Origin of the sequence: Kaustia mangrovi (assembly GCF_015482775.1) — a bacterium.
Classification (GTDB): domain Bacteria; phylum Pseudomonadota; class Alphaproteobacteria; order Rhizobiales; family Im1; genus Kaustia; species Kaustia mangrovi.
On the sequence record NZ_CP058214.1, the window covers coordinates 2,188,335 to 2,215,000 of the forward strand.

20 protein-coding genes and 1 tRNA gene (1 of these 21 only partly in view) are annotated in these 26,666 nt (G+C 67.7%); 9 read left to right on the top strand and 12 right to left on the bottom strand.

Going from position 1 to position 26,666, the window contains the following annotated elements:
* Positions 1-4: 4 nt before the first annotated feature.
* The 3 genes from HW532_RS10180 to HW532_RS10190 form a co-directional block, all read right to left on the bottom strand.
* Positions 5-5,692, bottom strand: coding sequence for a choice-of-anchor I family protein (locus HW532_RS10180; protein ID WP_213164260.1), 5,688 nt, complete (start codon positions 5,690-5,692; stop codon positions 5-7).
* 175 nt (positions 5,693-5,867) lie between these two features.
* Entirely contained in the window at positions 5,868-7,241 is a 1,374-nt protein-coding gene (locus tag HW532_RS10185) for a pyridoxal phosphate-dependent decarboxylase family protein (RefSeq protein WP_246479850.1), read from the bottom strand.
* A 78-nt stretch (positions 7,242-7,319) separates the two neighbouring features.
* Positions 7,320-7,901 carry a TetR/AcrR family transcriptional regulator gene (locus tag HW532_RS10190; RefSeq protein ID WP_213164262.1) on the bottom strand — a complete coding sequence of 194 codons (582 nt, stop codon included), beginning with the start codon at positions 7,899-7,901 and terminating at the stop codon, positions 7,320-7,322.
* 208 nt (positions 7,902-8,109) lie between these two features.
* Between HW532_RS10190 and HW532_RS10195 the strand changes: the two genes are divergently transcribed.
* Genes HW532_RS10195 through HW532_RS10205 form a run of 3 tightly spaced genes read left to right on the top strand, consistent with a single transcriptional unit; the run spans position 8,110 to position 11,909 of the window.
* Positions 8,110-8,616, top strand: a complete 507-nt coding sequence (locus HW532_RS10195) for a (2Fe-2S)-binding protein (RefSeq protein ID WP_213164263.1) — start codon at positions 8,110-8,112, stop codon at positions 8,614-8,616.
* Entirely contained in the window at positions 8,603-9,661 is a 1,059-nt protein-coding gene (locus HW532_RS10200; protein WP_213164264.1) for an FAD binding domain-containing protein, read from the top strand. Before HW532_RS10195 ends, HW532_RS10200 begins: the two co-directional genes overlap by 14 nt.
* Positions 9,654-11,909: a xanthine dehydrogenase family protein molybdopterin-binding subunit gene (locus HW532_RS10205; RefSeq protein WP_213164265.1), complete on the top strand. Its 2,256-nt coding sequence runs from the start codon at positions 9,654-9,656 to the stop codon at positions 11,907-11,909. The genes HW532_RS10200 and HW532_RS10205 overlap by 8 nt, the downstream gene beginning before the upstream one ends.
* 102 nt (positions 11,910-12,011) lie before the next feature.
* Here HW532_RS10205 and HW532_RS10210 read toward each other — a convergent pair whose 3' ends face one another.
* Positions 12,012-12,596, bottom strand: a complete 585-nt coding sequence (locus tag HW532_RS10210) for a nuclear transport factor 2 family protein (protein ID WP_213164266.1) — start codon at positions 12,594-12,596, stop codon at positions 12,012-12,014.
* Between the two features lie 216 nt (positions 12,597-12,812).
* On the opposite strand from HW532_RS10210, the gene HW532_RS10215 reads away from it, so the two are divergent.
* The 3 genes from HW532_RS10215 to HW532_RS10225 are packed head-to-tail and all read left to right on the top strand — an operon-like array spanning position 12,813 to position 16,416.
* Positions 12,813-13,673 carry an FAD binding domain-containing protein gene (locus HW532_RS10215; RefSeq protein ID WP_213164267.1) on the top strand — a complete coding sequence of 287 codons (861 nt, stop codon included), beginning with the start codon at positions 12,813-12,815 and terminating at the stop codon, positions 13,671-13,673.
* On the top strand, positions 13,673-14,149 hold the full coding sequence (locus tag HW532_RS10220; RefSeq protein ID WP_213164268.1) for a (2Fe-2S)-binding protein: 477 nt from the start codon (positions 13,673-13,675) through the stop codon (positions 14,147-14,149). The genes HW532_RS10215 and HW532_RS10220 overlap by 1 nt, the downstream gene beginning before the upstream one ends.
* A 2-nt stretch (positions 14,150-14,151) precedes the next feature.
* The gene (locus HW532_RS10225; RefSeq protein ID WP_213164269.1) at positions 14,152-16,416 is read left to right on the top strand and encodes a xanthine dehydrogenase family protein molybdopterin-binding subunit; all 2,265 of its coding nucleotides are present in this window, start codon (positions 14,152-14,154) and stop codon (positions 16,414-16,416) included.
* 371 nt (positions 16,417-16,787) lie between these two features.
* Here the strand turns inward: HW532_RS10225 and HW532_RS10230 are convergent, their stop codons facing one another.
* From HW532_RS10230 to HW532_RS10255, 6 genes are read right to left on the bottom strand one after another with little or no spacing between them, the layout of a single operon-like run.
* Complete coding sequence (locus HW532_RS10230) at positions 16,788-18,305, bottom strand: ABC transporter substrate-binding protein (protein WP_213164270.1); 1,518 nt, start codon at positions 18,303-18,305, stop codon at positions 16,788-16,790.
* Positions 18,306-18,332: 27 nt separating this feature from the next.
* Positions 18,333-19,322: an ABC transporter ATP-binding protein gene (locus tag HW532_RS10235; RefSeq protein WP_213164271.1), complete on the bottom strand. Its 990-nt coding sequence runs from the start codon at positions 19,320-19,322 to the stop codon at positions 18,333-18,335.
* Positions 19,319-20,320 carry an ABC transporter ATP-binding protein gene (locus HW532_RS10240; RefSeq protein WP_213164272.1) on the bottom strand — a complete coding sequence of 334 codons (1,002 nt, stop codon included), beginning with the start codon at positions 20,318-20,320 and terminating at the stop codon, positions 19,319-19,321. The genes HW532_RS10235 and HW532_RS10240 overlap by 4 nt, the downstream gene beginning before the upstream one ends.
* Positions 20,317-21,171, bottom strand: a complete 855-nt coding sequence (locus HW532_RS10245; protein ID WP_425491941.1) for an ABC transporter permease — start codon at positions 21,169-21,171, stop codon at positions 20,317-20,319. Before HW532_RS10245 ends, HW532_RS10240 begins: the two co-directional genes overlap by 4 nt.
* Positions 21,168-22,106 carry an ABC transporter permease gene (locus HW532_RS10250; RefSeq protein ID WP_213164273.1) on the bottom strand — a complete coding sequence of 313 codons (939 nt, stop codon included), beginning with the start codon at positions 22,104-22,106 and terminating at the stop codon, positions 21,168-21,170. The genes HW532_RS10245 and HW532_RS10250 overlap by 4 nt, the downstream gene beginning before the upstream one ends.
* A 10-nt stretch (positions 22,107-22,116) precedes the next feature.
* Positions 22,117-23,007 carry a proline iminopeptidase-family hydrolase gene (locus HW532_RS10255; protein ID WP_213164274.1) on the bottom strand — a complete coding sequence of 297 codons (891 nt, stop codon included), beginning with the start codon at positions 23,005-23,007 and terminating at the stop codon, positions 22,117-22,119.
* 237 nt (positions 23,008-23,244) lie between these two features.
* Between HW532_RS10255 and HW532_RS10260 the strand changes: the two genes are divergently transcribed.
* The 3 genes from HW532_RS10260 to HW532_RS10270 all read left to right on the top strand — a co-directional run bounded on the left by HW532_RS10260 (position 23,245) and on the right by HW532_RS10270 (position 25,977).
* Positions 23,245-23,991: a LuxR family transcriptional regulator gene (locus HW532_RS10260; RefSeq protein WP_246479858.1), complete on the top strand. Its 747-nt coding sequence runs from the start codon at positions 23,245-23,247 to the stop codon at positions 23,989-23,991.
* A gap of 114 nt (positions 23,992-24,105) precedes the next feature.
* Positions 24,106-25,008, top strand: a complete 903-nt coding sequence (locus HW532_RS10265) for a proline iminopeptidase-family hydrolase (RefSeq protein ID WP_213164276.1) — start codon at positions 24,106-24,108, stop codon at positions 25,006-25,008.
* A gap of 264 nt (positions 25,009-25,272) precedes the next feature.
* Entirely contained in the window at positions 25,273-25,977 is a 705-nt protein-coding gene (locus tag HW532_RS10270; protein ID WP_213164277.1) for a class I SAM-dependent methyltransferase, read from the top strand.
* A gap of 312 nt (positions 25,978-26,289) precedes the next feature.
* On the opposite strand, the gene HW532_RS10275 is transcribed toward HW532_RS10270, so the two are convergent.
* Positions 26,290-26,366, bottom strand: a tRNA-Met gene (locus tag HW532_RS10275).
* 130 nt (positions 26,367-26,496) lie between these two features.
* Positions 26,497-26,666, bottom strand: the end of a protein-coding gene (locus HW532_RS10280) for a hypothetical protein (RefSeq protein WP_213164278.1). 301 nt of this gene lie beyond the right edge of the window; 170 of the gene's 471 nt are visible here — the last part of the coding sequence; its start codon lies off the right edge, out of view — the gene reads right to left on this strand; the stop codon is at positions 26,497-26,499.

Sequence of the window (26,666 nt, forward strand, 5' to 3'; positions counted from 1 at the left end):
CCGGTCAGGCGACGAAGCGGAAATCGTCCTCGTGGAGCGAGGAGAGCGTCACATTGGCGAGCAGGAGGCCGGTCTCGCCATCGAGCTCGATCACCGTGCCGGCATCGATCTCGGTGGCCGCGGCGATTGCGGCCTCGAAGTCGGCAAAGACCGCGCTGTCGAAGGCGATGACGTCCGATCCGGGCGTGAAATCGGTGACGACGTCGTGGCCGAAGCCCTCGTCGAACACGAAGACGTCGTCCCCGAAGCCGCCGGAGAGCATATCGTCGCCCTCGCCGCCGACGAGCGTGTCGTTGCCGAAGCCGCCGCTCAGGCTGTCGCTGCCGGCGCCGCCGACAAGTTCGTCGTCTCCAAAGCCGCCGGTCAGCGCATCGTCGCCCTCGCCACCGGCGAGCGCATCGTTGCCGAAGCCGCCGCTCAGGCTGTCGTCGTCCCCGCCGCCGTTCATCGCGTCGTCGCCGAAGCCTCCGGCCAGCGCGTCGTCGCCGGCACCGCCGTCGATCGTGTCGTCGCCGAAGCCACCGTCGATGGTGTCGTTGCCCGTGCCGCCGGCGAGCTCGTCGTCCCCGAAGGAGCCGGAGATCGTCTGGTCGGAATCGGGCTCGCCGTCATCGGCACCGTCGAGCACCGTATCGTCGCGCACCGACAGGTTCTGGATCCGCTCGTCGTCGGCCGGATCGGTCTCGGCCTGCGCGAAGGCCTCCCCGGCGTGGTTGTCGAGGAGATATTCGGCCAGCGCATCCTGCTCGGTACCGGCATCGGCGAAATTCGCATCGCCTTGCGCCATGTTGTCCGGCGTGAGATCGGTCCGCTCGATGAGGTAGTCCCCGAACGGATAGCCGTCACCGCCATCGGCCAGGAAGCCGAGGGTGACGAGCTTGATCGGCCGGGACGCATCGCCGACCACCTCGCCGTCCTCCACGATCACCTCGACGGGATCGCCGTTCTCGTCGACGATCGCCAGCGACTGCACCCGCTCGCCCTCCGGTGCGGAGGGGTCGAAGCTCACCTCCATGCCGCCGAGCTGCGGGAAGGAGCCGGGGGTCGAGCCCGGCGCCACACCCGCAAAGGCATGCTCCATGACGGCGAGCAGGCCGTCCGCGGTGATGGTGAGCACGGTGAGCGCGTTGTTGAAGCGCAGCGAGTTCTCGATATCGAGCTGCGAGATGTCGCCCGCTTCCTTGCCGACGTCCGGGTTCGCCGCCGTCGGCAGGAGCTCGCCCGTCTCGCCGTCGATCTGGCCGATCGGCGCGCGGATGCCGCCGCCGTTCTTGATCGAGACCATGACGTCGGGATCGACCTCGCGGGCCGCGGCGAGATTGGCGTCCGCCGTCAGGTTGCCGAAATTGGTCTCCTCGGTGCGCACCTCCTCGCGGCGCCCGTCGAGGAAGACGGAGGAGGAGCCGAAGATGGTCGAATCCCGCTCCGTCACGATCTCGTCGACCGCGTCGACGAGCCGGCCGACCAGCTCGCCCTTCGTGCCCTCGGCGAACGGGTCCTCGTTGCCCCACAGCTCGGAGACCACCTCGTCGGTCGTGGCATAGGCGCCGTTGACCGCCTCGTCGAGGCTCTCGGTGACGACGTTGCCGTTCTCGTCGAACTCCACGACGAGGCGGCCGACATAGGAATACTCCCCGTCGGTGGAGACGATGAGCGTCGGATTGCCGTCGGCATCCGTGGTGGAGAGCGGGTACCCGCCATCCGCCGTGTCGCCCTCGCGCAAGGTGTCGGTCCCGTCGGCGAGCAGCGTGTCGGACCCGCCGGCGAGGATGACATCGACGCCGCTCAGATGCCCGGCGAGCTCCTGCTCCAGCGCGATCTGCTGGAGATGGCTCGTCAGGATGATCTTGTCGATGCCCTGCTCGCGCAGCGCGTCGATGGTCGGCTGGAGGATCTGGGCCAGCGCCTCCATGTCGTTGGTGCCGGCGCCGGGATCCGACACCGCCACGCCGCCGACGGAGGAGAGCGTCTCCAGAAGCGGGGTCGTCGCGCCGACCACGCCGATCAGCTCGCCATTCTCCTCAAGGATCGTCGCCGGCGCGATCTTCGGCATCTCCGCGGTGCCCGCGAAATCCGCCGGATCGGCCCTGAATGCCTCCGAGGCGAGGATCTCCGGGGTGTAGAGGCCGGAGAGATTGCCGTCGCCGGAGAAGTCCAGATTGGAGGAGAGATAGGGGAACTGCGCGCCCAGCCACTCGACCATGTCGCCGTCGACCGAACCGCCGACGATATCGGCGAACGTGCCTGTTCCGGCGTCGAACTCGTGATTGCCGACGGCGGAGGCGTCGAAGCCGATCACATTCATGATCGAGACGTCGATGCGGCCCGAGCCGGGCTCCAGGCCGGTGAAGACGTCGGTGTCGTAGAGATCGTTATAGACCGAGTTGAGCACCGGCTGGACGCTCGGATCGACGGCGGCGGAGAAGAACGGGCTCGGAATGTAGTTGTCGCCCGCCGACACCGTGATCGAATTGGCGTATTCGTCCTCCAGCAGATCGACGATGGCCGCGAAATTGGCCGCCCGGCCGATGGCGTCCACCCCGCCCTCCAGATCGGAGGCGTGCAGGATCTGCAACGTGAAATTGTCCGGATCGTCGGCCATCTCGACGCGCGCGACGAGAGGCTCGTGATCGCTCGCCTGCATGGAATAGTCGGCGTTGAGATGGACGATGTCGAGCTCGGTGACGTCCGCCAGCGCCTCGTTGACCAGGATATGGTCCAGGATCTCCGAATTGCCCTGATAATTGTAGGTATAGGCATTGTCGCCAACGAGCGTGGACAGGCTGTCGAACAGCACCCGATCCCCGTCCTCGCCCATGAGCGCGGCGACGGCCGGCGAGAACTCGAAATCGTTGAGATCGCCCAGCACCACGACCTTGGCATCCGGATCGGCCGCCTGGAGGCCTTCCACATAGTCGTTGACGTATTCGGCTTGCGCGAGGCGTTCGTCCGCACTGCCGTCGACCGGCGGCTGGGTCGCGCCGAAGAGCGGCGTGCCACCCGATTTCGAGCTGAAATGGTTGTTGATGACCGTGACGGTCTCGCCGTTGAAGGTGAACTGCGCCTCCAGCGGGTCGCGCCCGCCGTCGAACGCCGCCACGTCATGCGCCTTCAGCGAGCCCTCCACGAGATCGACCCGTCCGGGATTGTAGAGGAAGGCATTGCGGATATTGCCGCCGGGCACGCCGCCCGACGTGCCGTCCTCCGGTGCGACCTCGGCGAAGGCGTAGTCCGGTCCGCCCGCCGCGGCGATGGCGTCGACCAGCGCCTGCAGCGTCTCCTCGGCGGAGACCGTGCCGTCGTCGAGCTCGCCGCTGGCGTCCTGGATCTCCTGGAGGCCGATGACGTCCGGCGTGCCCAGATTGGCGACGATCTGCTCCGCCAGCATGGCGATCTGGCCGGTATCGCCGGGATCGAGATTGAGGACGTTGTAGCTCGCGACCGTCATGGCGGTCTCGGTGCCCTGAAGCGTCGTGGTCTCGCGCTCCGGCGCGTTCCTCTCGACCGAGAACGCCTCGGTGACCTTCACCTCGAAATTGCCGAAATTGTAATCGACCACGCCGGTCACGTCGCCGAGCCCGTCGCCCAGATCGACATCCTGGGAGAAATTGGCGAGGACATCGTCGTCGAACTGGATCTGGACGCGCTCCGGATTGCCATCCTCCGGAGTGAGCGCGATCCCGCCGCGGTCATTGAGGCCGGTCGCTCCCTCACCGCCATTGGCGAGCGCGAAGATCTCGCCATACTGGTTGGTCGGCGCGACGGCGACCGCATCCTCCACCGTCACCCGCATGCCCTCGAGCGACTCGTAGAAGTCGATGCCGTCGTTCTCCGGGTCGAAGGTGGCGAAGTTGTCGTCGTCGATCGTCCCGGTGGGCGGCGTGCGTCCGCCGGCGCCGATCACGGTCGCCTCGGGCAGCGCATTGCCGCGCGACCGGATCGCGATGTCGCTGACATCCGTGATCTCGGTCGTCGACAGGTTGCCGGTCTCCGCGCCGCCCGGGATATATTCCGTCACGGTGCCGGACACCTCGATGGCGTCGCCGACGGCCACGGTCACGTTGCCGTAGCCGGTGAACACGAAGATGCCATCCGACGTCGCCGCGTCACCGTCGCCTTGCGGGTCCTGCAGATAGAAGCCGTTGCTCTCCAGCGCCGTGACGATGCCCGACGTGGTCACCGCCATGGACTCGTAGGACGAGCTGTGGCCCCGGCCCTGGATCTCGGAGATGGTCGGCTTGAGCGAGATCTCGAAGACCGACGTCGTGCCGCTCACCTCGTTGCCGGTGATCAGCAGCGGCTTGCCGTTGGGGCTGTCCCCGGCGGAGACGAAGGCGAGCCCTTCCGGCCCCAGATCGCCGGCCTCTGGGCTTTCCGCATCGACCGTGAAGTCGCGCGCATTGATGTACTGGACGAACTCCGGCGCCTCCGGGTCGGTGATCTTGTAGACCATGACGCCGCCGGCGCGCTCCAGCCCGATGAAGGCGTAGGTGTCGGAGCCGACCTGGCCGACGGTGACGCCCTCCGGTTCCGGGCCCTTGTTGTCGCTGCGCTTGTCGACGGAATCGTTGTCGTCATTGTTGGCGTTGAACGCCTCGGGCAGCTCCGCGGCGATGATCTGCTCGAAATCGTCGCCGGAATCGAAGACCATCTCGCCCTGCGCATCGACGATGGAGAAGGACCGTCCGCCATAGACGTGGATCTGGTCGATATCGCCGTCGCCATCGGTGTCGCCGTCGATGGTGGAGGCCTCGAGCCGGCCAATCGCCTCGTCAGACTGCAGGGCGTCGGCGTTCGGGAAGGCCTCGGGATCGAGGTCCAGGTCCTCGATGCGCTCGTCCTCGCCGCGCGCGTCGCCCTCGTTCGCGATCACGTAATAGGTCTCGCCGCCGGCCTCGTAGGAGGCGATGGCGTCGGGCATGTACATGCCGAAGACCGGCGCGGTCGAGATGTCGATGGCGCCGTCCTTGTCGCTCGCATCGAGGCCGTTGCCCTCGAGCTCATGATCCTTCAGGCCGAGCGGCACGATGGAGACGAGGGAGGCCGTCTCCAGATCGATGAGGGCGAGCGCGTTGTTCTCCTGAAGCGTCACCATCGCCTGGGTGCCGTCGGGCGAGATCGCGGCATATTCGGGCTCCAGGCTCTCCGACACGGACTTGCCGGGGAACAGGCGGATGCCCTGCGCGCGCAGGGCGTCCTCCTGGCCGTCGAGGGCCGTGAAATCGACCGTCTGCACGGACGCGTTCTCCACGCCGCCGGCGAGATCGACGATGCTGATCGAGCCGAGCGGATCGACCTCGTCGGTGAACTCGCCCTCATTGGCCACGACGAGCTTCGTGCCGTCGGGCGAGAAGGTCAGCGCGTCCGGCAGGACGCCGACCTCCACCTGATTGAGGAAATTGCCGTCGGTGTCGAAGAAGACGACGCGGCCCGCGCCGTCGTCCGTCTCGCTCTCCACCGCCGCGGCCACGATGCCGTTGGCGACCGCGACGCTGTTGACCGCGCCGACGAAGATGCGGCCCGCGAGCACCGGATCCCCGCCGCCGGAGATGTCCAGCATATCCAGCGTCTGGTCTGCGCCGTTGACGACGAAGACGCGCTGGGTCTCGGGATCGTGGGCGACGATCTCCGCGGCGCTCTCGTCGAAGATCCCGGTGGCGTAGCGACCCGTATGGGTAAGCACGATGGACATGGACGGCTCCTTCATGTTGAGGCGGGCAAAGCAGGGGCTTCGCCGTGACGTGAGGGACGAGCTCCCTGTCCGTTAACCAATGCCGTTGACAGGCCCGTGACGCGCGGGCGTTTCCGTGCGGGTTCTCGACAGGAGCCGGCGACTGGCGGGAAGGATTTCGTGGCCGGGCGCGGGTTCAGTCCCGGGGGATCTCGCGGTCGGCCTTCAGCATGGCGGAGAGGGCGCGTCCGATATCCTCGTGCGTCGTCGCCCACGAGCTTATGCTGATGCGCATCGCGGCCCGGCCGTGCCACACCGTTGCGCCACACCAGCATTCGCCCTCGTCCTGGATCCGCGCGACGACCGCGCGCGTGCGCTCGTCGCTGCCGAAGCTCGCGACGACCTGGTTCAGGACGACGTCGTTCAGAATCTCGACGCCTGCCTGGCGCAGCCCGTCGGCCAGCTCGCTCGCCTGGCGGCAGTTCCGCTCCACGAGCTCCGACACCCCCTTGCGGCCCAGCGCGCTCAGGGCCGCCCAGATATCGACGGCGCGGGCGCGCCGCGAGCTCTCCGGCGTCACGTTCATCGCCTCGCGGCGCTCGCCGGACATGAGATAGGCGCCGCTGATCGCCATCGCATCCGAGAGCGCGCCGGCATCCGCGACCAGCGCGATGCCGGAATCGTAGGGGACGTTGAGCCATTTATGGGCATCGAGCGCCCAGGAATCGGCCGCGGCGACGCCCTTTGCCAGATCCGCCCTGTCCGGCGAGGCCAGGGCCCAGAGGCCGAAGGCCCCGTCGACATGGACCCAGGCGCCGGCCTCGCGCGCCCAGCCGATGAGCGGCTCGGCCGGATCGAACGCCCCGGAATTCACGTTCCCGGCCTGGAGGCAGACGATGGCCGGCGGCGCGATCTCCGGCAGGTCGCGCGCCAGGATGCGCCCCTGATCGTCGCAAGGCAGCCTCACGACGCGCTTCCGCCCCAGCCCGAGCATGGACAGGACCTTGAAGAGCGTCGCATGGGCCTCCTCGCCGACGACGACCGTCACCTCCGGCGCGCCGAACAGGCCGTCGGCGTCGACATCCCAGCCCGCCTGCTTCAGGACCCTGTTGCGAGCGGCGGCGAGGCATGTGAAATGCGCCATGGTGGCGCCCGTCACCAGCGCGCCCTCTGCCGCCATGGGGATGCCGAGGGCCTCCTTGATCCATCGAAGGGCCGCCGCCTCGAAGGCGGCGATCGCGGGCGAGCTGACCTGGCTGAAGCTGTTCTGGTCCCAGGCGCCGGCGAGATAGTTCGCGGCCAGCGACGCCGGCAGGACCCCGCCGGTCACGAAGCCGAAATAGCGTCCGCCGGCGCTGGCCACCGTGGCCGGAGATCCGAAGTCGTCGAGAAAGGCGAGGATGTCTTGCGCATCGCGGCCCTCCTCGGGAAGCGGCCGGTCGAGCGCGCCCGCGAGCGTCTCCGCGGCCCCCGGCAGCGGGCCCGCGGGCCGGCCGTCCAGCGCGTCGAGATAGGCCGCCGCGCGACGCGCCGCCTCGGCCAGAAGACGTCGGGTGTCGCCGCTATCCATGCCCCTGTCCATCCTGCAACAATTGGTAGCGGGATCGGCCGGGCCTTGCAACGCGCGAACCGGGAGGCGGTTGGACGCTCAGCGCGTTCTGAGGCCGTCGACGAAGATATCGATCAGGCGCAGGACGGTCGCCTGCCAGCCGGGCTTGTCGTACATGTTGAAACACATGCCGACGAGAGCGCTCAGGAGCTCTTCGGGCGTGATGTCGGAGCGGATCTCGCCCGCCTCGATGGCGCGGTCGAGCAGCAGGCGCGCCGCCGTCGTCAGGCGCTCGAACGAATAGGCGTAGAGCTCGGACGGGCCATGCGCGGCGAGCGCCAGCGCCGCCAGCATGCCCTTCTTGGTCGCCACGAGCTGCACATTGGCATGCAGCCAGCGGCGCAGGGCCTCGACGGGCGCGGCCTCGCACGCCAGCCGGTCGGCCAGCTCGCTGACCTGGTCGACCTCGCGCCGGTAGACGGCCTCGAACAGCGCCTCGCGCGTGGGAAAATGGCGATAGAGGGTTCCGATGCCGACACCGGCCCGCCGCGCCACGGCCTCCAGGCTGGCATCGGGCCCGCCCGCGCCGAAGACGGCGGCCGCCGCCTCCAGAAGGCGCTCGCGATTGCGGATCGAATCGGATCGCGGCTTGCGTGCCGTCTTCTTTGTGTGGTCGCCCATCCCGCCTTTTTCCTCCGGCCCCTTGAAAAACGGAGGCACCCTCCGTATAATAATATCACGTGCCTATCCGTGGCACCTTCGACAGCACCTTCGACCAGGCGGGGTGGCCCGGTGTCCCCGATGACCCGGCCATAGCGCCCCCCTGTCCCCTGGCCGTTCGACGGCCCCGATTTCTACAACACTAGCATCGAACTGACTGGAGTTTCGCATGAACTTCTCCATCAGCCTCACCGTGAACGGTGAGCGCCGGACCGTCGCGTTCGACGATCCGCGCGTGACACTTCTCGATCTCCTGCGGGAGCGTCTCCATCTGACCGGAACCAAGAAGGGCTGCGACCGCGGCCAATGCGGCGCCTGCACCGTGCTCGTCAACGGGCGGCGCATGAATTCCTGCCTCGCACTCGCGCTCAGCCTCGACGGCGCGGAGATCCTGACCATCGAGGGCCTGGCCGACGGCGATGCGCTGCATCCGGTCCAGGCCGCCTTCATCGCCCATGACGGCTTCCAGTGCGGCTTCTGCACGCCCGGCCAGATCATGAGCGCGGTCGGGCTCATCGACGAGGGCCTCGCCGACGACGATCCCGAACGGATTCGCGAGGGCATGAGCGGCAATCTCTGCCGTTGCGGCGCCTACAGGGGCATCGCCGAGGCGGTGCTCGAGGCCCGCGATGCCCTGTCGCAAGAGACCGAAGGAACACACCATGAAACAGTTTGAATATGTCCGGCCGTCCACCATCCCCGAGGCGGTCGCGGCGGCAGGCGAGCCGGGGGCGGCCTATCTCGCCTCGGGCACCAATCTCCTCGACCTGATGAAGGGCGGCGCCGTCCGGCCCGACCGGCTCGTCGACGTCACGCACCTTCCCGGCCTCGACCGGATCGAGCCCCTGCCCGATGGCGGCATGCGCATCGGCGCGCTGGTGCGCAATGCCGATCTCGCCCGGGATCCAGCGTTCGCCCGCGCCTATCCGGCCGTCGCGGAGGCGCTGCTGTCGGGCGCGTCGGCCCAGCTTCGCAATGCCGCGACGGTCGGCGGCAATCTCATGCAGCGTACGCGCTGCGGCTACTTCCACGATGCCGCGAGTGCCTGCAACAGGCGCGAGCCGGGCTCGGGCTGCGATGCCCTCCATGGCGAGAACCGGCTGCATGCGGTGCTCGGCTGGACCCCGTCCTGCATCGCCACCCACCCGTCCGATTTCTGCGTGCCCCTCGTCGCGCTCGACGCCATCGTCGAGATCGAGGGGCCGGCGGGCCGCCGCGAGCTTGCCCTGGAGGATCTCCACCTCCTGCCGGGAGAGACGCCGGAGCATGAAAGCGCGCTTGAGCCAGGCGAGCTGATCGTCGCCCTCAGGCTGCCCCCCGACGCGGCGGACTTCGCCCGGCACGCACGCTACCTGAAGCTGCGAGACCGTACCTCCTACGCCTTCGCGGTCGTCTCCGCCGCCGCCGCGCTCACCGTCGAGGACGGCGTCATCCGGCAGGCCCGGCTGGCGCTCGGCGGGGTCGCCGCCAAGCCGTGGCGGACCCGTGCGGCGGAGGGCGAGCTCGCCGGCGCCGGCCTGGACGAGGCAGCCTTCCGGCGCGCCGCGGAGATCGCACTCGCCGGGGCGGAACCGTCCGGCGACAACGCCTTCAAGATCGAGCTGGCAAAACGGATCGTCGTGCGCGCCCTCGCGCGCGCCGCGGCGGGAACGCCCGACAGCCTCCCCGCCCTGCCGGCCTCTCCCTTCTCAACCCAATCCGGAGCGCATCGCCATGACTGACACCACCATCGCCCGAGCCTCCCCCAATGTGCGCTACGGCTCCAATGCCGGGCAGCCGCTCACCCGCCGCGACGGTCTTCTCAAGGTCACCGGGGCCGCCCGCTATGCCGCCGACAACCACCCCGACGGCATGCTCCACGCCGTCTATGCCGCGAGCACCGTGGCGCGCGGCCGCGTCGTCCACCTCGATGTCGAGGCCGCGAAGGCCCATCCCGGCGTCGTGGAGGTGATCACGCCGGCCAACCGGCCGGCGCTGATGAAGCACCCGGACGAGAAGTCGGAGCCCTTCGGCTTTCGCATCGAGGTCCTGCAGGACGACCGCGTGCGCTACGCCAACCAGCCTGTCGCCCTGGTGATCGCCGACACGCTGGAAGCCGCGACCGAGGGTGCAAGGCTGCTCGCCCCGCGCTACGAGGCGGAGCCGCCCCGTATCGGCCTCGATGCGGAGCGCTACACGCCGGACGCGGTCGGGATCGGCACGCCGGCGGCCATCCGTCACGGCGACATCGACGCCGGGCTGGCCTCCGCGGCCCGCCGCATCGAGGCGAGCTACGAGACGCCGCCGCAATATCACAACGCCATGGAGCCGCACGCCATCGTGGCGCACTGGGACGGCGACCGCCTCACGCTCGACACGCCGAACCAGGCGCCGGTCATGATGCGCGCCGGTTTTGCGGAATTCTTCGGCATTCCGGCGGAGAACGTCCTGATCCGCACACCCTTCCTCGGCGGCGGCTTCGGCTCGAAGGCGATCCTTGCCGGGCCGCAGATCCTGTGCTGCCTCGCCGCGCGGATGCTCGACCGGCCGGTCAAGCTGGTGCTCACCCGCGCCCAGATGTACGGCCCCGTCGGCCACCGCGGACAGACCCGCCAGCATCTGGATCTCGGTGTGGACGCCGACGGCCGGCTGACCGCGCTCGCCCACCACACGATTGCCGCGACCAGCAGCTTCGAGGAGTTCATCGAGCCCGCCTCCAGCGCCTCGCGGACGCTCTATGCGAGCCCCGCCATCGCCGCCACGCACGAGGCCGCGCGCAACGATATTGGCACGCCGGGCCCGATGCGCGCGCCCGGCGAGGCCACCGGCTCGGCCGCGCTGGAGGTCGCTCTGGACGAGGCGGCGGAGGCGTGCGGCATGGACCCGCTGGACTTCCGGCTGAGGAACTATGCCGAGGTCGAGCCGATCACCGGCCGGCCCTATTCCTCCAAGGCGCTGCGGGACTGCTATGCCAGGGGCGCCGAACGCTTCGGCTGGGCGGACCGGCCGCTCGCTCCCCGGCAGATGCGGGACGAGGCGGGCCTGCTCGTCGGCTGGGGCATGGGGACCGCCAGCTTCCCGGCGATCATGTTCCAGGCCGAGGCGCATGCGGTGCTGCGCGGCGACGGCACGGGCGCCATGAGGACGAGTGCGGCCGATATGGGCCAGGGCGCCTGGACGTCGCTCGCCCAGATCGCGGCCGACAGCCTGGGGCTCGACATCGACCGGGTCGACTTCCATGCCGGCTCCTCCGACCTGCCCGATGCCGGGGTCGCCGGCGGCTCGGGGCACACCGCGACGGCGGGCGCCGCCATCGACGCGGCCGGCGGCGACGCTATCGCGCGGCTCGCCGACCTCGCCACCTCGGACCCCTCCTCGCCGCTTTTCGGGGCCGGCAATGCCGGGGTCGTGGCGCGCGGCGGACGGCTCCATCGCCGCGACGACGACAGCCGCAGCGAAAGCTATGCCGACATCCTCGCCCGTGCCGGACTCGCCGAGGTGGAAGGCAGGGGCCGGGCAAGCCGCGACCCGGCGGCCGCGGAGCAATACGCGATGCAGGCGCATGGCGCGGTCTTCGCGGAGGTGAAGGTCGACCCCGATCTCGGCCAGATGCGGGTCACCCGCCTGGTCGGGGCCTTCGCGGCGGGCCGGATCGTCAATCCCCGTCTCGTGCTGAGCCAGCTCTATGGCGGCATGATCTGGGGCGTCTCCTTCGCCCTGCACGAGGCCGCCATCGTCGACCGGCGCAGCGGCAGGGTGATGAATGCCGATCTCGGCGAGTATCACGTGCCGGTGAACGCCGATGTGCCCTCGCTCGACGCGCTGCTCGTTCACGAGGACGACCCCCATGTGAACGCGCTCGGCATCAAGGGCGTCGGCGAGATCGGCATCACGGGCACCGCGGGCGCGGTGGCCAACGCCCTATGGCATGCGACCGGCACCAGGGTCCGCCGCTTCCCCGCAAGGCTGGAGGATCTGGTGGCGGGCTAGATCAAAAAGCTGGAGCACCGTGCGTCCGATCGGACGCACGGTGCTCCAGGGCATCCCCGGCCCGGCGGGCCGGGGCAAACCGTGTCGGCGCCCCGGTCCGTCCTATTCCTGGACCGGCGCGTCGGGGAAATCGTGCCAGCGCTGGATCTTCCAGCCATCCTTCCCCTTCACCAGCCAGCCCTCGTAATTGAGGCTCGAGACGGCATTGAACGTCTTGCCGTCCTTGGCATTGGTCAGCAAGCCGGCGACGCTGACATGCGCGGTCGTGGCGGTCTGGTCGAGGAACAGGATATTCGACATCAGATGCCGGCGCATGTTGCCGGAGGTGCGGAACGTCTTCATCCGCGCCCGCCAGAATTTGTGGAAGCCATCGCCCTTGAACGCGACGGCCTCCCCGCCCGGCACGCCGGCGACGAATACCGCATCCGGGGTGAACAGGCTGAACCACGCATCCGCCTCGCCATTGTCGTAGGCGAAGGAATAGGCATAGATCAGATTGGCGATTGCCGCCCGGTCGGCCACGTCGAAATCCGTGCTCCCGGGATTGGTGCTCGGCGCGTAATCGCGAAGCGGCGCGGCGTCGCTGGCCACCGTCGCCCCTTCCGGAAGGGCCGTCTCGGCGAACACGGCGCCGACGGGACAGGCGATAAGTTGGACCGCAAGGCCCCAGACTGCAATGTGCCTCATATGTCCTTCTCTCTGTGTTCTCTCTGTAGCGTACCCCTGGCGCCCCCTTTGCGCGCCACTCCCGCAGATCTGCGAGCCCCTCCTTTCGACAACTATGGCGGGTGGAAGTCAAGTCCGGCCTTGCCCGCGAGGACATCGCGGATGCGAGAACCGGTTGGTCAATCCAGGCCGTCGCTTTATAAGGGTTCGAAGGAACGGAATGACCTGGGAGAGACGATGCGTTACGAGCGCCCGCAATCGATAGAGGATGCCGTTGGCCTGCTGGACGGGTCGGACGGTACGGTCGCCATTCTCGCCGGAGGCAGCGACCTCCTGGTGCGGATGAAAGGCGGCTTTGTCGAACCCGACCTGATCGTCGACATCAAGGCGATCGGCGGACTGGACGAGATCAGGGAAACGGCGGAGGGCTTCAGCATCGGCGCGGCGGTTCCCTGCGCCGCGATGGGAGAGAATGCGGCCCTGACGAAGGCATGGCCCGGCGTCGTCGAGGCGGCCCGCCTGATCGGCTCCAAGCAGGTCCAGGGACGCTGCACGATCGCCGGCAATCTCTGCAACGCCTCGCCGGCGGCCGACAGCGTGCCGGCACTGGTGGCCGCCGACGCCCGGGCGTCGATCGTCGGCCCGGGGGGCCGGCGCACGGTCGCTGTGGAGGCCGTGCCGACCGGACCGGGCAAGACGTCGCTGGCCAAAGGCGAGATCGTCGAGGCCATCCTGCTCGGCAAGCGCCCGCCGCGGTCGGGCGATGCCTATCTCCGTTTCATTCCCCGCACCGAGATGGATATCGCGGTGGTCAGCGCCGGCGTGAGCCTGACGCTCGATGAGGACGGGACCGTGACATCGGCCCGCGTGGCTCTGGGCGCGGTGGCCCCGACGGTGCTTCTGGTGGAGGAGGCGGCCGACGCCCTCATTGGCACGAAAGCGGACGCGGACACGCTGGAGGCGCTCGCGGGAGCCTGTTCGGCGGCCTGCCGGTCCATCGACGACAAGCGGGGCACAGTGGAGTTCAGAACGAAGGTTGCGGGCGTGTTGGCCAGGCGGGCCGCCGCGACCGCCTATGCGCGAGCAGGGGGAAAGTGATGTCTGGAAAGGCGGTTTCGACCACAATCAACGGCGATGACGTCGAGTTCCTGTGCCAGCCGGAAGAGACGCTGCTCGAGGTCTTGCGGGATCGGCTCGGCCTCACGGGAACCAAGGAGGGCTGCGGCACCGGCGATTGCGGCGCCTGCAGCGTCATCCTCGACGACCGGCTGGTGTGCTCGTGCCTGGTGCTTGGCATGGAGGCGCAGGACCGGCGCATCGAGACCATCGAGGGCATGGCGGACGGCGACACGCTGCATCCGCTGCAGCAGAAGTTCCTCGAACACGCGGCACTGCAATGCGGCGTCTGCACGCCGGGTTTCCTGATCGCGGCGAAGGACCTGCTGGACAGGAACCCCGATCCGACGGAGGAGGAAATCCGCTTCGGGCTCGCCGGGAATCTCTGCCGCTGCACCGGTTACGACAAGATCGTGCGCGCCGTCCAGGACGCCGCAAGCGCGATGAAAGGAGCATGACCATGGGTTTCGATCCTGGCTACTCGGCTCGCAAGTTCACATCCGTGGGCACGCGCCCCATCCGTCCCGACGGCGTCGACAAGGTGACCGGCCGCGCGCGCTACGGCGCGGACTTCAACATGCCCGGACAGCTCGTCGGGCAGGTTCTGCGAAGCCCCCATGCGCACGCCAAGATCAGGACGATCGACACGTCGAAGGCGGAGGCGCTGAAGGGCGTGAAAGCGGTGATCACCGCGGACGACCTGCCCGACCTCACCGATGGCGATTCCGCCATGTACGACATCCTCGACAACTGCATGGCCCGCAAGAAGGCGCTCTATGACGGCCATGCGGTCGCTGCGGTCGCCGCCATCGACGCCCGCACGGCCAGGCAGGCGCTGAAGCTCATCGAGGTCGACTACGAGGTGCTGGCGCATGTGACCGACGTCGACGAGGCGGCGAAACCCACCGCGCCCGTGCTCAACGACACCGTGTTCACCGAGGGCATCGACCCCAGGCCCGACAAGCCGTCCAACGTCGCCAAGCGCAGCCAGTACGGCCATGGCGATGTCGAGAAGGGCTTGGGGCAAGCCGATTTCGTCGTCGAACGCTCCTACAAGACCGAGCAGACGCACCAGGGATATATCGAGCCGCATGCCTGCGTGGCGAGCGTCAATTCCGACGGAACCGCCGACCTCTGGGTCTGCACGCAGGGCCATTTCGTCTACCGCCAGCACTGCGCCCAGCTCCTCGGACTGGATGTCTCCAAGCTGCGCGTCACCTCCTCGGAGATCGGCGGCGGTTTCGGCGGCAAGACCCATATCTGGGCCGAGCCGGTCGCATTGGCGCTGTCGCGCAAGGCGGGCCGGCCGGTCAAGCTCGTCATGTCGCGCGATGAGGTGTTCCGCGCCTCCGGACCGACGAGCGCGACCTCCATCGATGTCAGGATCGGTGCCCGCAAGGACGGCACGATCACCGGGGCCACGGCGACCTTGCGCTATTCCTGCGGCCCCTATTACGGCATGTGGGCCGAGCTCGGCGCCATGACCGCGTTTGCCTGCTACAACCTCGAAAACGTCGAAACGGTCGGCTACGAGGTGCTGGTCAACCGGCCGAAGACCGCGGCCTATCGCGCGCCATCGGCCCCGATGGCGGCCTTCGCGGTGGAGAGCGCAATCGACGAGCTGGCCCATAAGGTCGGAATGGATCCCGTCGAGTTCCGGATCCTGAACGCCGCCCGGGAAGGCACCAGATCCTCCTACGGCCCGGTCTACGGCCCGATCGGCATCGGCCCGACGCTCGAAGCGGCGAAGGCCCATCCGCACATGCAAGCGCCTCTCGGCAAGAACCAGGGCCGCGGCATGGCGTGCGGCTTCTGGTTCAACTTCGGCGGCCAGACCTGTACGGATCTCAACATCGACAGCGACGGCACGGTCTCGCTCGCCGTCGGGACCGTCGATGTGGGCGGCTCGCGCGCCTCGCTGTCGCTGGTGGCGGCGGAGGAGCTCGGCATCCCCTATGAGCAGGTCAAGGCGGTGGTCGCCGACACCTCCACCCTCGGCTACAACGACATGACGGACGGGAGCCGCGGCACCTTCTCCTCCTCCATGGCGACGATCTCGGCCGCCCGCAACGCCATCAAGGTCCTGCGCGAACGCGCTGCGGAGATGTGGGACATCCCTGTCGACGACGTGGCCTGGGAGAAGGGCCACGCCGTTGCCAAGGGCGCCAAGCACGGCAATCTCCCGTCCTTGTCGCTCAAGGAGATCGCGGCCGCGGCGGCCAATACGGGCGGACCGATCGCCGGCCACAGCGAGCTCGTCGCCGATGGCGCCGGCGTGTCCTTCGCCACCCATATCTGCGATATCGAGGTCGATCCTGAGACCGGCTCCACGAGGGTCGTGCGCTACACCGTCGTCCAGGACGCCGGAAAGGCCGTGCACCCGACCTATGTGGAGGGGCAGTATCAGGGCGGCGCCGCGCAGGGCATCGGCTGGGCGCTCAACGAGGAGTACATCTACGGCGAGGACGGGCGGCTCCAGAACCCGGGCTTCCTGGATTATCGCATCCCGGTCTGCTCGGACCTGCCGATGATCGACACGCAGATTCTCGAGATCCCCAACCCCAACCACCCCTACGGGGTGCGCGGCGTGGGCGAGACATCCATCGTGCCGCCGCTCGCGGCGATTGCCAATGCGGTGTCGAACGCGGTGGGCGCGCGGATGACGCATGTCCCGATGTCGCCGCCGCGCATCCTGGCGGCGCTCGAGGCGGAAAAGGCGGACTGATGGTCGAAGTGACGCTCTGGGGGTCGCTCGGCGCGGCTGCCGGAGGCAAGAAGACGCTCGACATCGAGGCGAAGGACATCCGGGAGCTGTTCGCGAAGCTGGCCGAGCAGCATCCCGGCCTCAAGCCCCATATCGAGCGGGGCATCGCCGTCTCCATCGACGGCGTGATCTATCGCGACACCTGGTCGAAGGCGCTGCCGCAGGACGCCGAGATCTTCCTGCTGCCGCGCCTTGCCGGGGATAGATCCGGCGCGCTTCGCCGCTTCGCCCATGACACGCTCCCTATGGCGCTAGTAGGGCGCGGCTACCCTTTGCGCGGCGCATGGCGGGGTTTCCGCCATGCGCCGCCTGCCTGTCGGCCCGGGGCCGGATCAGTTCTTCACCGTATCCTCGAGGAAGAAGCGGCCCAGGGGGTTCTGGTAGAAGCCCTCGATGTTCTTGCGCGAAACATTGCGGTAGGGGCTGTAGTAGAGATCGATCCAGTTGACGTCCTCCTTGGCCATCTTCTGCAGCTCGACATACATCGCCTCGCGCTTGGCCGGATCCATCTCGACGCGCGCCTTGGCGACCAGCTCCTTGACCCTCTCGTTATTGTAGCGGGTCATGTAGTTCATGTTGGTGTCGTGGCCGAGCACGAAGGTGGTCTTCTGGTCGGGGTCGAGCACGTCGTTGGTCCAGTACATGACCGAGATGTCGTAGTCTCCCGCCACCAGCATGTCCCAGGTCTGGCTGGGGTCCATCTTCTGCAGGTTCACCGTCACGCCGGCCTGGGCAAGCTGCTGCTGCAGCAGAACGGCGATCTGCTCGTCGACCTCGTCGCCGGCATTGACCAGATAGGTCAGCGTCAGGTCGCTGGCGCCGGCATCGGCCAGCATCTGCTTGGCCTTCTCGGGATCGTAGGGCCGCTTCAGATTGTCGGCATAATGGTAGAGCGCTCCCTTGGGCACGTAGGAATACGCCACCTCTCCGATGCCGAAGGTCACCGCGTCGACGACCGCCTGCTTGTCGATGGCGTAGTCGAGCGCCTGGCGCACCTCCTTCTTGGCGAGAGCCCCGTGCTCGTGGTTGATGAGCAGATGATCCTCGCGCGTCGAGGGATCGAGATGGACGGTGAGGTTCTCGTCCTTCTGCAACTCGGCGATACGCGAGAACGGCACGAAGATCGCGGCATCCAGCTCGCCGGCCTGCACCTTCAGCATGCGCGTGTTGTCGTCGGGGATCGAAATCCATTCGACACCGTCGAGCGACACGCGGTCGGCCTCCCAGAATTCCGGGTTCTTGGCGAGGATCACGCGGTCGCCGCGCAGCCACTCCTCGACCATGAAGGCGCCGGAGGCGATGGGCTTCTCCGCATAGGCCTCCTCGCCCATCTCCTCCATGCCCGCCTTGGAGATGATCGAGGCGCCGGGCATGGCGAGCGAGGCGAGGAAGGGAGCCGACGCCTCCTTCAGCGTGACGACCAGGGTCTTGGGGTCGGGCGTCGCGATGTTCTCGATCACCTGATAGGAGTCGCTCCACAGCGAGCCCTCGTCGTCGCGGATGCGCGTCAGGCTGAAGGCGGCGTCCTCAGACGTGATGGGCGAGCCGTCGGAGAAGCTGGCGTCGCGCATGGTGAAGCTATAGGTCAGGCCGTCGTCGGAGATGGTCCAGCTTTCCGCCAGCCCCGGCTCCAGCTTGGTTCCGGTCTTGTCGACGCGCACCAGCACGTCATAGACGTTCGCGAACACCCAGAAATCGATGTTCTGAGCGGTCTTGATGGGATCGAAGGTCGAGGAGCCCTCGCGCCTGCCAATGGTGAGAACGCCGGCCGCCTCCGCAACGGAGGCGCCGAGCGTCAAGGCCGAGAAGGCGACGATCGCCGCCAGCCGGGTCAGTTTTCCTGTTGCCATGTCATGTTCCCCATCTTCTTGGTTTGCTCAAAGGACGACCGCCTCGGGCGGCAGGATGCAGGCGGCCTTGTGCGGCCCCTGCCCCTCCAGGGGCGGCGGTGCTCCGGTGCGGCACCAGGCAAGCGCCTGACTGCACCGGGGATGGAACGCGCACCCCGGCGGCAAGGCGAGCGGGCTGGGCGGCTCGCCCGGTAGCGGATCGGCCGGCAGCCTGCGGTCGGGGTCGATGTCGGGAATGGCGCGGATGAGCGAGGCCGTGTAGGGATGGCGCGGCGCGGCGAAGACAGTCTCCGTCGGCCCCTCCTCGACGATGCGCCCGAGATACATCACCGCGACCCGGTCGCACAGGCGGCGCACGATGGCGAGATCGTGGGCGATGAAGATCATGGCCATGCCGATGCGGGTGCGCAGCTCCATCAGGAGATTGATGATCTGCCCCTGGATGGACACGTCCAGCGCCGCCACGCACTCGTCGGCCACGACAAGCTTCGGCTCCATGGCCAGCGCCCGCGCGATGCCGACGCGCTGGCACTGGCCGCCGCTCAGGTCGCCGGGCCTGTGGTGGGCGAAGCCGGGCCCCAGCCCGACGATCTCCAGGAGGTCATGGACACGGGCTTCGACCGCATCGGCAGACACCTTGCCATGGACGCGCAGCACCTCGCCGATGGCGTCGCCCACCCGCATGCGCGGGTTGAGCGCGCCGTAGGGGTCCTGGAAGATCAACGCCGTCTCGCGCCTGAGCCGTGCAATGTCCTCGGCGCCGGCATGCGCCATGTCGACACCGTCGAACAGCACGCTGCCGGATGTGAGCTCGCCGAGCCTGAGAATGGCGCGGCCGAGCGTGCTCTTGCCGCTGCCGGATTCGCCGACCAGCCCGAGGGCCTCGCCGGGACGGAGGCTCAGCGACACAGCGTTGACGGCCTTCACGGGCGGCCGGGAGAAGCCGGGGATGAGGCCGCGGGAACCGAAATGAACGGTCAGGTCGGCGATGTCGAGAAGCGGGGCCGCGGTGCTCATGTCGCCGTACCCCCCGCGGGCGCCCTCTCCCCGACCGGGTGGTGGCAGGCCAGCATGTGCCCCGGCTCGTGGGCGACGAGATCCGGCTGTGTGGCGCTGCACAGCGCATCGCCATGTTCGCAGCGCGGATGGAAGCGGCAGCCCGACGGCATCGCGTCGACACGCGGCGGCTGGCCGGGGATGATGCGCACCGCCTCGCCCGGGCCTCCCTCGCCCGGCTGGCAGGCGATCAGCCCCGCCGTATAGGGGTGGCGCGCACGCTGGATGACCTCGCGTTTCGGTCCGCGCTCGACGATGCGCCCGCCATACATGACCGCAACGCTGTCGCAGAGCTGCGAGACGACGCCCAGATCGTGCGTGACGAGTACGATCGAGACCCCGCGCCGGTCGCGCAGGTCGAGCAGGAGCCTGAGGATCTGCGCCTGCACGGTCACGTCGAGCGCGGTGGTCGGCTCGTCGGCAATGAGGATGTCGGGATCGCAGGCGAGCGCCACGGCGATCATGGCGCGCTGGCGCATGCCGCCGGAGAATTCGTGCGGATAGGCATCGAAACGGCGCGCCGGATCGGAAATGCCCACCTGGCGCAGCACATCGATGGCCTTGCGCCTTGCCTCGCCGCGGCCGACCGACTGATGGAAGCGGATGCTTTCGGCGATCTGCCGGCCCACGCTCATGACGGGATCGAGGTGGCTCGACGGGTTCTGGAAGATCATGCCGATGGAGCCGCCGCGCACGGCGCGCATGGCCGGCTCGTTAAGAGCGGCGATGTCGCGGCCGTCGAGCAGCACCTCTCCGCCGGTAATGGCCAGCCGCGCCCCCGGCAGCAGCCGGATCAGCGCGCGGCAGGTCATGCTCTTGCCCGATCCGCTCTCGCCGACGAGCCCCAGGATCTCGCCGCGCTTGAGATCGAAGGAGACCCGGTCGACGATGGTGTCCGGGCCGCGCGGGCCATCGACCGACACCGACAGGTTGCGCACGCTGAGGACGGCCGGGCTCATTCGCGCACCCCCAGCACCTCGCCCAGCCCGTCGGCCAGCAGGCTGAACCCCATGGCGAGCGTGACGATGGCGATACCGGGAAAGGCGGTGATCCACCAGGCCGTGGTGATGAAGCTCTGGCCCTCGGCGATCATGATGCCCCATTCCGCGGTCGGCGGCTGGACGCCGAGCCCCAGATAGCTGATGGCCGCCCCGTTCAGCAGCACCAGCACCGCGTCGGACATGGAAAAGACCACCGAGCCCAGAATGGCGTTGGGCATGAGATGGCGGAACATGACGCGCATGGGGCCGTAGCCGAGGCTGACGGCGGCGACGGCGAAATCGGCGGTCTTCAGAACGAGGAACTGCGCCCGGATGAGCCGCCCGTAGGAGACCCAGCCGACCAGCGCCATGGCGACATAGAAGCTGCCGAGCCCCGGTTCCAGGATGACGATGATCGCCATCATGAGGACGAGGAACGGAAAGGCCAGAACGATATCGATCAGCCGCATGAAGAGCGTATCGACCCAGCCGCCGAAATAGCCGGCGATGCTGCCCGCCGCCGTGCCGATGACGAAGGGGAAGATGACGCCGAAGACGGCGATCTGCAGATCGACGCGCGCGCTCCAGATGACGCGCGAAAGGATATCCCTGCCGAAATTGTCGGTGCCGAAGGGGTGGGCGAGGCTCGGCGGCTGGAGCCGGACGGCGGCGTCCTGCGCGATGGGGTCGAACGGCGCGACAAGCGGCGCGAGAAGGGCGAGCAGGAGCCAGGTGCCGATAATGGCGAGACCGAGAGCCAGCGGCAGCGCCCCGCCGCCGAAGCCGATCCGCCAGCCGGTGCGGGCATGGATGGTGCGGGTGAAGGTCACAGCTTCACCCTCGGATCGGCGGCGGTGGTCAGGATATCGGCAAGGAAGTTGACCAGCACCGTCGCACAGGCGAACACCATCGCCACGCCCTGCACCACCATGTAGTCGCGGGTGAAGATGCCGCGCACCAGCAATTGCCCCATGCCGGGAATGGCGAAGACGCTTTCCAGCACCACGGTTCCGCTGATGAGCCAGCCGATATTGACGGCCAGGAGGTTGATGGTCGGCACCAGCGAATTGGGCATGACGTGGCGCCAGAACACGGTCGCTTCCGGCAGGCCGCGCGCCCGCGCCGCGATCGCCTGGTCGGAATTGAGCTCCGCGAGCAGGCTGGCGCGCAGGTTCCGCGTCAGGACCGCCGAAAGGGCGAGCGCCGCCGTGAGGCATGGCAGGACCATGTGGTGGAGCTTCTCCAGAACGCTGCGGCCATAGCCGCTGACGGGGAAGAGATCGAGCTGCACGCTGAACACGATGATGAGCATGATGCCCAGCCAGAAGGCCGGGAAGCCGAGCCCCGCCGTGCTGACCAGCCGGATGATGTGATCGGCCAGCCGACCGCGGCGGCGCGCGGCGACGGTCGCCAGCGGCACCGTGATGAGGAGGGCCAGAAGCACGCTGCCGATGACGAGAACCGCCGTCGGCTCGATCCGCGTGGCGATGAGCTTCAGCACATCGACCTTGTAGAGGATCGACTTGCCCATCTCGCCATTGAAGAGGTTCTTGACGAAGTAGAGATACTGCACCCAGAGCGGCTCGTTCAGCCCGAACTGCTCGCGAATGCGCTCGATGGCGGACGCGGTGCTGCGCGGTCCGAGCAGAACGCGCACCGGGTCGCCCGGAATGGACCGGATCAGCACGAAGGTGATGACGCTGATGCCGAAAAGCACCGGGATCAGCTGCAATGGGCGATAGAGGATGAAACGGTATCGGCTCACACCAGTGTCCTCATTCCTCCCTGTTGCGCTTCAGGAAATCGAGAAGCACGGGATAATAGGCGCCCGGTTCCTCATAGAACGGCATATGGCTGCTGTTCGCAAAGACATGCAGCTCGGCATCGCGCAGCGCCAGCTTCATCCTCATCGCGCAAGCCGGCGTCAGCTCGTCGTGCTGGCCCGTGGTGATGAGCACCGGCACGGCGATGCGCGGCAGGTCCGGCACGCGGTTCCAGTCCTTCAGATTGCCCGTATAGAGAAATTCGTTCGGCCCCTGCATGGTCGTGTAGGGGCCCATGTTCCAGTCGCCAAGCGAGCGCATCACGGGCGCCGGCCACTCGGCCAGCCGGCACACATGGCGGTAGTTCAGAATGGTGATGGCCGCCTGGTATTCGGGATGGTCGAGCGTACCCTCGGCCTCATGGCGCTGCATCATGGCCACGGTCTCGGGCCCCAGGGCGCCGCGCAGGCGCTCCAGCTCGCCGGCGAGATGCGGCATGTCGGCCACCGTATCCTCCAGGATCAGCGTCTTCAGCGCTTCCGGGTGCGTCAGCGCATAGTCGATGGCGAGCCACCCGCCCCAGGAATGGCCGAGAAGATGCACCTTGCCCAGCCCAAGCGCCTGACGCACAGCCTCTGTCTCGGCCACATAGCGCCCGATGGTCCACAGCGACGGGTCGTCCGGCCGGTCGGACGCCCCCGTGCCGAGCTGGTCGAAGGCCACGACACGATAGCCTTGCGTCTTCAGACAGGAATGCGCCTCGCGCAGATAGTCGCAAGGCAGGCCGGGCCCGCCATTCAGACAGAGCACCGTCTCGTCGCCCTCGCCGAAGCCGTAGGCCTTCACGGTGTAGCCGTCCACGGTCACATCGTGCTGAAAATCGGGGGCAAACTCCTGCCACATGCTCGTCTTCCCGCCGCTGTCGAACCGCTTGAAGGCTAGAGGACGGGCCCGCCGGCCGGCTAGCTATCAATTGTAATAGAATAGATTGGATTTGCGCTCCGCGAGGGCCCGTGACTAATATCTGGGCTTGACTAAAAACAGGGCAGGCAGCCCCGTCCAGCCGCGGGGCGGCGACTGTCGCCGGCGGGCATGGAAGGCGGGGCCGTATCGACTGGCATGCTGGAGACCCTGGAGAGAGTGGAACGCAGCCTTGCCGAAGCGGCGACGCTCGATGGCAAGATCGACTACGCGGTCGCCCTCGTGTCCGCGCTCGGCTTCACCTCGGTCGTCTACGACTACAGCCCCGTCGCCACCTCCCATGAAGGCGAGCTTCTGACGCCCTCGCATCTCAGCCTGCGCAACGTGCCGGACGACATGCGCCATCTGTGGTGCGACCGGGGCTATTATCAGCGCGACCCCGTGCAGCACATGGCGCTGCGCTCCACCCTGCCCTTCATATGGTCCTATCGCCGCAACCGGGACGAGACGGCGCTTGCCGGCTATCTCAGCGACGAGCACCAGCCGGTGGCGCGCTACCTGCGCGATGCGGACCTCACCTGCGGCGTGACCGTGCCGATCCACCGCACGCGTGGCGACATGGCCACCTTCACCGCGATCCGGCGCGGCGCGCGCAAGGACTTCGTGCGCGACGCCCGCCATCACCTGGCCGATTTCGGCCTTGTCGGCCAGCTGTTCCACGAGCACGCCTATCCCATGCTCAGCGAGAAGGAGAAGCGCGCCGCGCCCGTCCGCCTCACCCCGCGCGAGCGCGAATGCCTGCTCTATTCGGCCGAGGGCCTGACCGCCAAGGAGATCGCCCATCGGCTGGGGCGCGCCGTGCCGACGGTGACCCTGCACATCAACACGGCCATCAGGAAGCTCGGCGCGCGGAACCGCCTGCACGCGGTCATTCTGGCCAATCACTACCGCCTCCTCGAGGCGTGACGGGCGCCCGCCCCGGCAGCCCACAAGACCGGCATCCTATAAGAATTGAGAGCTTTCAAGCGCCGCCCTCCAAACAGTACCTTGCCTCCGGTTGCATCACTGGAAGGGCGCGACATGGAGACGATCCTGACGATCGAGGGCTACGCGCCCTTTGGCGGGCACCGGACCTGGTATCGCATCACCGGCGATCCGGGCCAGGACAAGGCACCGCTGGTCGTCGTGCATGGCGGGCCGGGCTGCACGCATGACTATGTGGACGCCTTCGCCGATCTGGCCGCCACCGGACGCGCGGTGATCCATTACGACCAGCTCGGCAACGGCAATTCCACCCGCCTGCCCGACAAGGGCAAGGACTTCTGGACCGTCGATCTGTTTCTCGACGAGATGGACAATCTCCTGTCCCATCTCGGCATTGCGGACCGCTACACGCTGCTCGGCCAGTCATGGGGGGGCATGCTGAGCTCGGAGCACGCGGTGCGCCAGCCGCCCGGGCTGAAGGGCCTGGTTATCGCCAACTCGCCCCCCAGCATGCGGCTGTGGGTCGAGGAGGCCAACCGGCTGCGCGAGGCCCTGCCGGCAGAGGTCCAGGCAACGCTCCTGAAACACGAGGCGGCCGGCACGCTGGACGATCCGGACTACAAGCGCGCCTCTCGCGTCTTCTATGACCGCCATGTCTGCCGGATCACCCCCTGGCCGGAGGAGGTCGCGCGCACCTTCGCCATCATGGACGAGGACGCGACCGTCTATGAGGCGATGAACGGACCGACCGAATTCCACGTGATCGGCACCCTGAAGGACTGGTCGATCATCGACCGGCTGCACAGGATTGCCGTGCCCACCCTCCTGATCTCGGGCCGGCACGACGAGGCAACGCCGACGGTGGTGCAGCCCTTCGCCGACAACATCCCCGATGTGCGCTGGACGATCTTCGAGGAATCGAGCCACATGCCCCATGTCGAGGAGCGCGCCGCCTGCATGACTGCGGTTGCCGCCTTTCTCGACGGGCTGGAGGGATGACGCCGCTTGCAGGCGATGGCTGCCTTCCGGTTCAATCGGAGTCGAACGGCCGCGCCTCCGCCACCGCGAAATACATCATAGTCACGACCGGACCTCGCATTGAAAGGTCTGCTTCGACCCCCCACCTGCACACCGACCCTGCCGGGCGAAACCGAGTGTAGTGCCAACGGCGCGCGACCGATTGCTGCCGGGCCGCGAAGGGGTCCCCTTCACACCCCGACATGGCCGTCAGGTGCAAGGCACCGCCATCCTGGAAGAACGACAATGACCGATGACCACCATAGCGCCCCGGCATCCCCATTCTTCAATCGGACCATGGCGGAGAGCTATGACGAGAAGAACAGCAAGCTGAGCCCCATCTCCGACAACATGCACTTCCTTGTGCGCCTCGTTCTGGCGGACCTGCCGCCGCAGGCAAGGATCCTCTGCGTCGGTGTCGGCACGGGCGCGGAGATTCTCTCGCTTGCGCACGCCAAGGAAGGCTGGTCCTTCGTGGGCATCGACCCTTCGGCGGACATGCTCGAGGTCTGCCGCCGGCGGCTGGAGCAGGCCGATCTTCTGGATCGGTGCGAGCTTGTGCATGGCCCTGTCGACCAGGCGCCGCAGGCTGCGGAGTTCGACGCCGTGTTGAGCCTATTGGTTGCCCATTTCGTTCCACGCGCCGACAGGACCGGTTTCTATCGGGAGATCCATGATCGGCTGAAGCCGGGCGGATATTTCATCAGCACGGAGATCTGTTGCGATCTCGAGTCGGCCGAGTTCCCTGAAATGCTCAAGAATTGGGAACGCGTTCAAACCCTGATGGGCGCCACACCGGATTCACTGCAGGCCCTGCCAGACATGCTGCGCGATACACTGTGCGTGCTGTCGCCGGAGGAAACGAAAGACCGTCTGGAGACGGCCGGCTTCGAATTGCCCGTTCCCTTCTTTCAGGCATTTCTGATCCGTGGCTTCTTCGCGAAGAAGTAGGCCGAAGCATCGCATACGGCGCCAAACGCACGACCGATGTCTTCTTCGTCCGGCAAGCCGCGACACCGCAATGCCGAGCTCTCCGACGTCGTCCGCGACGGGTCTCCAGGATGCCGGTGCCGGGAGAGGAATGGGCGATCCAGGACGCGCCGGAACCCCGCATCGCGGATGAGGAACTCCGGTGGAGGACATCGTGCTGATGCCGGTGGACGGCAAGGTGGAGATCCACGCACGCCGATCTCGCCGGACTCCTTGCGCTTTCCGTCCAAACGAAAAACCCCGGCGGTCGGGCGGGGTCATCGCAAGTAAAGATGGTTGCGGGGGCAGGATTTGAACCTGCGACCTTCAGGTTATGAGCCTGACGAGCTACCGGACTGCTCCACCCCGCGTCACTGTCGTGTTGCAAGTGCCCCTTACATAAGGCATTTGCGGGGGATGTAAACCCCCTTGCAGCGATTTCCCCAGACGATCTTTTTGCATGCCCGTCAGCGGGAGGATCTGCCGTCCGGCGGTGCCTTCTCAGCGCCTGTGGACATGGCTGCGCGGCGGTAGGCTCGGGGCCTTGCCGTCGGCATCTTCCGGCGCCTCCGGGGCGCGGTTCGGAAAGGGAATCACATCGGATTTGCGCGCTCTGGCGGCACGGCGGCCGCCTCGTCGCCCGGGGCCCGAGCGATCGTTTTCCGCCTCCC

Bases quoted from the DNA above. Each gene is read 5' to 3' on its own strand.
- HW532_RS10180 (WP_213164260.1), bottom strand. From the start codon at position 5,692: ATGTCCATCGTGCTTACCCATACGGGTCGCTACGCCACCGGGATCTTC.
- HW532_RS10185 (WP_246479850.1), bottom strand. From the start codon at position 7,241: ATGGATAGCGGCGACACCCGACGTCTTCTGGCCGAGGCGGCGCGTCGC.
- HW532_RS10190 (WP_213164262.1), bottom strand. From the start codon at position 7,901: ATGGGCGACCACACAAAGAAGACGGCACGCAAGCCGCGATCCGATTCG.
- HW532_RS10195 (WP_213164263.1), top strand. From the start codon at position 8,110: ATGAACTTCTCCATCAGCCTCACCGTGAACGGTGAGCGCCGGACCGTC.
- HW532_RS10200 (WP_213164264.1), top strand. From the start codon at position 8,603: ATGAAACAGTTTGAATATGTCCGGCCGTCCACCATCCCCGAGGCGGTC.
- HW532_RS10205 (WP_213164265.1), top strand. From the start codon at position 9,654: ATGACTGACACCACCATCGCCCGAGCCTCCCCCAATGTGCGCTACGGC.
- HW532_RS10210 (WP_213164266.1), bottom strand. From the start codon at position 12,596: ATGAGGCACATTGCAGTCTGGGGCCTTGCGGTCCAACTTATCGCCTGT.
- HW532_RS10215 (WP_213164267.1), top strand. From the start codon at position 12,813: ATGCGTTACGAGCGCCCGCAATCGATAGAGGATGCCGTTGGCCTGCTG.
- HW532_RS10220 (WP_213164268.1), top strand. From the start codon at position 13,673: ATGTCTGGAAAGGCGGTTTCGACCACAATCAACGGCGATGACGTCGAG.
- HW532_RS10225 (WP_213164269.1), top strand. From the start codon at position 14,152: ATGGGTTTCGATCCTGGCTACTCGGCTCGCAAGTTCACATCCGTGGGC.
- HW532_RS10230 (WP_213164270.1), bottom strand. From the start codon at position 18,305: ATGGCAACAGGAAAACTGACCCGGCTGGCGGCGATCGTCGCCTTCTCG.
- HW532_RS10235 (WP_213164271.1), bottom strand. From the start codon at position 19,322: ATGAGCACCGCGGCCCCGCTTCTCGACATCGCCGACCTGACCGTTCAT.
- HW532_RS10240 (WP_213164272.1), bottom strand. From the start codon at position 20,320: ATGAGCCCGGCCGTCCTCAGCGTGCGCAACCTGTCGGTGTCGGTCGAT.
- HW532_RS10255 (WP_213164274.1), bottom strand. From the start codon at position 23,007: ATGTGGCAGGAGTTTGCCCCCGATTTTCAGCACGATGTGACCGTGGAC.
- HW532_RS10265 (WP_213164276.1), top strand. From the start codon at position 24,106: ATGGAGACGATCCTGACGATCGAGGGCTACGCGCCCTTTGGCGGGCAC.
- HW532_RS10270 (WP_213164277.1), top strand. From the start codon at position 25,273: ATGACCGATGACCACCATAGCGCCCCGGCATCCCCATTCTTCAATCGG.